The sequence below is a fragment of the Streptomyces sp. NPDC005485 genome (assembly GCF_040606085.1).
GTDB lineage: Bacteria > Actinomycetota > Actinomycetes > Streptomycetales > Streptomycetaceae > Streptomyces.
Map to the genome: position 1 here is coordinate 20,581 of NZ_JBEXDZ010000129.1, position 6,625 is coordinate 27,205.

At 71.7% G+C, this 6,625-nt stretch carries 4 protein-coding genes; 1 reads left to right on the top strand and 3 read right to left on the bottom strand.

Annotated features, from left to right (window positions below; all coding sequences use genetic code 11):
• Positions 1 to 89: 89 nt before the first annotated feature.
• Entirely contained in the window at positions 90 to 839 is a 750-nt protein-coding gene (locus tag ABZS97_RS32755; RefSeq protein WP_356143655.1) for a hypothetical protein, read from the top strand.
• Positions 840 to 903: 64 nt separating this feature from the next.
• Here ABZS97_RS32755 and ABZS97_RS32760 read toward each other — a convergent pair whose 3' ends face one another.
• The 3 genes from ABZS97_RS32760 to mfd all read right to left on the bottom strand — a co-directional run bounded on the left by ABZS97_RS32760 (position 904) and on the right by mfd (position 6,189).
• Positions 904 to 1,647 (bottom strand): N-acetyltransferase, encoded by a 744-nt coding sequence (locus ABZS97_RS32760; RefSeq protein WP_356143657.1) that lies wholly within the window; start codon positions 1,645 to 1,647, stop codon positions 904 to 906.
• A 117-nt stretch (positions 1,648 to 1,764) separates the two neighbouring features.
• Positions 1,765 to 2,478 carry an HNH endonuclease family protein gene (locus ABZS97_RS32765; protein WP_356143659.1) on the bottom strand — a complete coding sequence of 238 codons (714 nt, stop codon included), beginning with the start codon at positions 2,476 to 2,478 and terminating at the stop codon, positions 1,765 to 1,767.
• A gap of 180 nt (positions 2,479 to 2,658) precedes the next feature.
• The gene (gene mfd / locus ABZS97_RS32770) at positions 2,659 to 6,189 is read right to left on the bottom strand and encodes a transcription-repair coupling factor (RefSeq protein ID WP_356143661.1); all 3,531 of its coding nucleotides are present in this window, start codon (positions 6,187 to 6,189) and stop codon (positions 2,659 to 2,661) included.
• Between the last annotated feature and the right edge of the window lie 436 nt (positions 6,190 to 6,625).

Genomic DNA, 6,625 nt, shown 5'->3' on the forward strand with positions numbered 1-6,625 from the left:
CCGGCCACCCGCCCGGCCGCAGTCCGCCGACGCGCCATCACCCGCGCGCCCTCCCCCACACTTCACTCGTCTCACCACAAGGAACTCTCATGCGACGCACCGCACTTGCCGCTCTCTGCCTCGCCGCCGCGGCCGCTGCGTCCCTCACCGGCTGCCTGCCCGGCGAGGACAAGGCCGACAGCAAGCCGAAGGGCCCCTTCCCCGGGCTCAGCGGGGGCGAGATCGCCGACCGGGCCGTGAAGGCCACCACCGGCGCCTCGTCGCTCCGCATGAAGGGCGACGTCCCCGACGACGGGGCCGGGGGCATGATCGGGATCGACATGGCCCTCGACAAGAAGGGCAGGTGCGCCGGGACGATGAGCCTGGACGGCCAGGGCAAGGCAGACCTCATCAAGACCGCGGACACCCTCTACATGAAGTACGACGCGGAGTTCCTGCGCGGCCAGGGCAAGGGTGACTCCAAGGAGGACACCGACGCGGCCGTGGAGATGCTGAGCGGCAAGTGGACCAAGATGTCCGCGACCGGCTCGGACGGGAAGGACGTCGCGACCTTCTGCGACCTCGACACCGTGCTCGCCGACGCCAAGGACGTGAACTCCGACGCGACCCGCGGCAGGACGACAACGGTCGGCGGCATCCCGGCGATCATCCTCCACGAGAAGGACGGCAAGGAGAGCTACACCCTCTACGTCGCCACCGAGGGCAAGCCCTACCTGCTGCGGGTCGACAGCAAGTCCGCCAAGGACCCCGGCACCCTCACCTTCACCGACTACAACAAGCCGGTCCCGGCCGACGCCCCGCGCGGCAAGATCCTCGACCTGGACAAGCTGAGCGGCTGAACCACCCCGGCCGAGGGTGGGTTCGGCGCCCGCGCCGACCCCCCGCGCCAGCCATACGTCGAGCTCAAAGGGTGTGCCGCACCCACACATTGGGCTCGACGTAGACGGCGTATCCGCGGCCCGGCTCGCAGTGCACCGGCACCAGCGCGCCGGGCACCTCGACGGGACCCTCCGTGTCGAACGGCAGCCCCGTCCAGCCGCGCCACTCCTCCAGCGAGGCCGCCACGGTCATGGACGCCGGGGCCACCGCCTCGATGGTGGCGCCCGCCCGGACGTGCACGCGCAGCCACGGGTCGTACGGCAGCCCGTCCGCGCGTCGGCGGAACGCGTACTCCGCGATCGGGGTCCGCGGCTCCAGGTGCTTGGCGCTGGGCCGGACCGGGGCGACGACCTCGCCGAAGCCGTGCGCCCGGGCGTTGTCGCGCATCGCGGACAGCATCCGGCCCGACAGGCCGGCGCCCTGGACGTGCGGGGCGACGACGATCGAGACGGCGCTCACGGTATCGGGGGAGGTGCCGCGGCGCCGGTCGGCGAACGCCCAGACGAGTGTCTGGTCCCAGCCCCGCGCGGGCAGTTCGCGCCGGTCCTCCTCGTCGAGGGCGAAGGGGACGCTGTAGGCGTGCGCCACGACCTCGCCGTGCTCGTCCTCGGCGAACAGCACGAACTCCGGCAGCTCGGTGGCGATCCGGCCGTAGTGCGCGTCGCCCACCAAGTCGTTGAGAAGGAACTCGGGCCAGGTGGTGGCCATGTCGACCACCTGGTCGTGCATCTCGGGACGTTCGGCAAGACTCGACACCTTCAGCTCCATGCCGGACACGGTAGGCGCCGCCCCGGCCCGGGTGAAGCGGCGACGGCACAGGGCGGGCCACCGCGCGACCGCCCGCGGCTGTGCGCCCGGCCGCCGCGAACCCCCGGCCCGCATCCCTCAGTTCGCGTGGAACCGTTTCGGCGCCTGTGTCGGGTTGCCGCCCGCGGGGAGGTTCTGGCCGGGGCAGGTGGTCAGCACCTTCTTCATCGCGGCCTTCTCCGCCGCCGTGACCCACAGCCCGTACTTCTTCTTCACGGCCACCTGCGCGGCCACATACGTGCAGCGGTAGGCCTTGTTCGGCGGGATCCAGGTCGCCGTGTCGCCGTCGCCCTTGCTGCGGTTGGGGGTCGCGTCGACGGCGAGGAGGTTGAGCGGGTCGTTGGCCAGGGCGATGCGCTTGCTCGCGTCCCAGTACTTGGCGCCCTTCTGCCAGGCGTCCGAGAGGGCGACGAGGTGGTCTATGTCCACCAGGCTGCGGCCCCGCGCGAAGGTGACCTCCTTGCCGCTGTACGGGTCCGGGTCCAGCACGCCGGACCTCACCTTGCACGTCCCGCTGGTGAACTTCACGTCCTCCAGGTCCCGCTTGAGTATGTCGTCCCGTGTGTCGCAGCTGTTGGAGTCGGTGTCCGCCCACGCACTGCCGAACCGCTCCCTGCTGTACCCCGTCTTGGGCGCCCGGCCCTTGACGGTCAGTGAGTCCACCGCGGTGAGGGCCGCACCTCCGGCCGCCGGCTCCTGCGGTCCCGCGGACCCCGTGGTCTCCTCCGTACAGCCGCTGACGGTGAGCACCAGCAGCGCGGCGACGGCCGCCCCACCCCTCAGACGCACCACGACGTCCCTCCCCTCTGCCTCGCCGGGTCCGCCCTGCACGGACGCGTTTCCCCTGCCGCTCACCGTAGCCGCCAGGGCCCCTGCCCCATACGGCCCCCCAACGGGCAACGGATGCACGCCGGGCGTATCACCGGTGGTGACGCACCTGCGACGGAAGCCTCACCGCGCCCACCGAAGCCCCTACGACCCGAGGATCGAAGCCAGGAACTCCCCCGTCCACCCCAGCAACTCCCGCCCGACCAAGGGCTTTCCGCCCACCTTCGCTGTCTTCGGGCGGGGTACGAGGACCTGGTGTGCGGCGGGCTTGATGACGGTGCCCGGGTACAGGCGCTTCAGCCGCAGCTCCTGCGACTCACGCAACTCCACCGGCGCGAAGCGGATGTTGGTGCCCTGGAGCACGATCTCGCCGACCCCGCACGCCCGCGCGAGCATCCGCAGCCCGGCGACGAGCAGCAGGTTCTCCACCGGCTCGGGCAACTTGCCGTAGCGGTCGACGAGTTCCTCGCGTACGGCCCTGATGTCCTCCTCCGTGTTGGCGGAGGCGATGGAACGGTAGGCCTGCAGCCTGAGCCGCTCGCCGGGCGCGTAGTCGTGGGGGACGTGCGCGTCGACCGGGAGCTCGATCTTGACCTCCAGCGGCGCCTCCTCCTCCACGCCGCCCTCCAGGGCCGCCCGGTAGTCGGCGACCGCCTCGCCCACCATGCGGACGTACAGGTCGAAGCCGACACCCGCGATGTGACCGGACTGCTCGCCGCCGAGCAGGTTGCCCGCGCCGCGGATCTCGAGGTCCTTCATGGCCACGTACATGCCCGCGCCCATCTCGGTGTGCTGGGCGATGGTGGCGAGCCGCTCGTGCGCGGTCTCCGTCAGGGGCTTCTCCGGCGGGTAGAGGAAGTAGGCGTAGCCGCGCTCGCGGCCTCGGCCGACGCGGCCGCGCAGCTGGTGCAGCTGGGACAGGCCGAAGTTGTCGCCGCGTTCCACGATGAGCGTGTTCGCGTTGGAGATGTCGATGCCCGACTCGACGATCGTCGTGGAGACGAGGACGTCGTACTTCTTCTCCCAGAAGTCGACGACGACCTGCTCCAGGGTCTGCTCGGACATCTGGCCGTGCGCGGTCGCGATGCGTGCCTCGGGGACGATCTCGCGCAGCCGCGAAGCCGCCCGGTCGATGGACTCGACACGGTTGTGGATGTAGAAGACCTGGCCCTCGCGCAGCAGCTCCCTGCGGATGGCCGCGCCGATCTGCTTCTCCTCGTAGGGGCCGACGAAGGTCAGCACCGGGTGCCGCTCCTCCGGCGGGGTGGTGATCGTGGACATCTCGCGGATGCCCGTCACCGCCATCTCCAGCGTGCGCGGGATCGGGGTCGCCGACATCGTCAGGACGTCCACGTTCGCGCGGAGCTTCTTCAGCTGTTCCTTGTGCTCGACGCCGAAGCGCTGTTCCTCGTCGACGATGACCAGGCCCAGATCCTTGAACTTCGTCTCGGACGAGAACAGCCGGTGCGTGCCGATGACGACGTCCACCGAGCCCTCGCGCAGCCCCTCCAGGGTCGCCTTCGCCTCCGCGTCCGTCTGGAAGCGGGACAACGCCCGTACGTTGACGGGGAATTGGGAGTAGCGCTCGCCGAACGTGCCGAAGTGCTGCTGAACCAGCAGGGTCGTCGGCACGAGAACGGCGACCTGCTTGCCGTCCTGGACGGCCTTGAAGGCGGCGCGGACCGCGATCTCCGTCTTTCCGTAGCCCACGTCGCCGCAGATCAGGCGGTCCATCGGGACCGTCTTCTCCATGTCGTCCTTGACCTCGGCGATGGTGGTGAGCTGGTCGGGGGTCTCCGCGTAGGGGAAGGCGTCCTCCAGCTCGCGCTGCCAGGGGGTGTCCGAGCCGAACGCGTGCCCGGGGGCCGCCATCCGCGCGCTGTAGAGCTTGATCAGGTCGGCGGCGATCTCCTTGACGGCCTTCTTGGCGCGCGCCTTGGTCTTCGTCCAGTCCGCGCCGCCGAGCCGGTGCAGTGTGGGCGCCTCGCCGCCGACGTACTTGGTGATCTGTTCCAGCTGGTCGGTGGGGATGTAGAGGCGGTCGCCGGGCTGGCCGCGCTTGGCGGGCGCGTACTCCACGACCAGGTATTCGCGGGTCGCGGTCTGGACCGTGCGCTGCACCATCTCGATGTAGCGGCCGACGCCGTGCTGCTCGTGGACGATGTAGTCGCCCGCTTCGAGGGTCAGCGGGTCGATGGTCTTGCGGCGGCGGGCGGGCATGCGCGCGCCGTCCTTGCCGGCCGCCTTCTGGCCGGTCAGGTCGGTCTCCGTGAGGACGGCGAGCCTGAGCGTCGGGTCCACGAAGCCGTAGTCGATGGAGCCGCACGCGACGTGCACGACCGAGGGGGAGATCTCCGCGAGTTCCGTGTCGAGGCGGGCCGCGATGCCCTCGCCGCCCAGCACCTCGACCGTGCGGGCCGCCGGACCGTGCGCCTCCGTCACGAACACCGTCCGCCAGCTCTCGGCGAGCCAGCCCTTCGTGTCGGCGAGGGCCTTCGCGGTGTCGCCCCGGTAGGTCTCGGGCGCGTGCATGCCGAGTTTCAGTGTGTCGGCGTCCAGTTCCTCGTCGGCTGCGAACGGCGACACCGACCACCACATCATGTCCAGCTCGCGGGCCCGGTCGCGGACGTCCGCGATCGACCGGAGGGAGGCCGCGCCGACGTCGATCGGGGCCTCGCCGCCGCCCGCGGTCGCCGCCCAGGACGCCTGCAGGAACTCCTGCGAGGTGGCCACCAGGTCCGTCGCGCGCGTGCGCACCCGTTCCGGGTCGCAGACGACGGCCATCGAGCCCTTCGGCAGGACGTCGAGCAGCAGCTCCATGTCGTCGACCAGGACCGGTGCGAGGGATTCCATGCCCTCCACGGCGATGCCCTCGGCGATCTTCCCGAGCAGCTCGCCCAGCTCCGGGTGGGCCTCGGCGAGGGCCGCCGCCCGCTGCCGTACGTCGTCCGTGAGCAGCAGTTCGCGGCAGGGCGGCGCCCACAGGCCGTGCTCGGCGACTTCCAGGGAGCGCTGGTCGGCGACCTTGAAGTAGCGGATCTCCTCGACGTCGTCGCCCCAGAACTCCACGCGCAGCGGGTGTTCCTCGGTGGGCGGGAAGACGTCGAGGATGCCGCCGCGGACCGCGAACTCGCCGCGCTTCTCGACGAGCTCGACGCGGGAGTACGCGGCTGCCGCGAGCTTTTCGACGATCTCGCCCAGGTCGGCGCTGCGGCCGGTGCGCAGGTCGACCGGCTCCAGGTCGCCCAGGCCCTTGACCTGCGGCTGGAGCACCGAGCGGACCGGCGCCACGACGACGGAGACGGGGCCGGTCTCGGGGTCGTCGGGCCGCGGGTGCGCGAGGCGGCGCAGCACGGCCAGGCGGCGGCCCACGGTGTCGCTGCGCGGCGAGAGCCGCTCGTGCGGGAGGGTCTCCCAGGAGGGGTACTCCGCGACGGTGTCCGGCGGGAGGAGCGACCTGAGCGCCGCGGCCAGGTCCTCCGCCTCACGGCCCGTCGCCGTCACCGCGAGCACCGTGCGGCCTGCCTCGCGGGCCAGTGCGGCCACCGCGAAGGGGCGGGCCGCGGGCGGGCCGACCAGGTCGACGTGCATACGGTTGCCGTCGGTGGCGGCCGTCACCGCTTCCGCGAGTGCGGCGTCCTTGACGACGGCGTCGAGCAGACCGTGCAGGCTCATGAAGGGATTTCCCGTCCAGGGGGTGGGCAACGCGAACCGCCCGACTCGTGTCACGGGCCGGGGGGTCTCCAGCGTACGACGCCCCAGGCGTGGGTGCCCGGGGGCTGTGGACAACATGGCGCTGTGCCGGGCGGGCGGCACGGGCGCGGGGGCCTTGCGGCTTCGCTCCCGCCCCGTCTCCCTGCCAACCGAACGCGTCCCCTCCTCGGACACGCCCGCCGGGTCCGCTTCCGTCACCGCCCCTGACGTCCGTGGCTGCGTTCGTACGCGCTCCAGCTGCCCGCCGCCGTCGCCGCGGCCGCGGTCGCGCTGACCACGTCGCTGCCGCTGTATGTGCTGACCCGGCCCGCCGCCTACCCGCACCCCGGAGTGGGTGACCAACGTGGAGCGGCAGCCGTGAGCCGTCGGCGCACGAGTGCGGGCCCGGCGCCGGAAG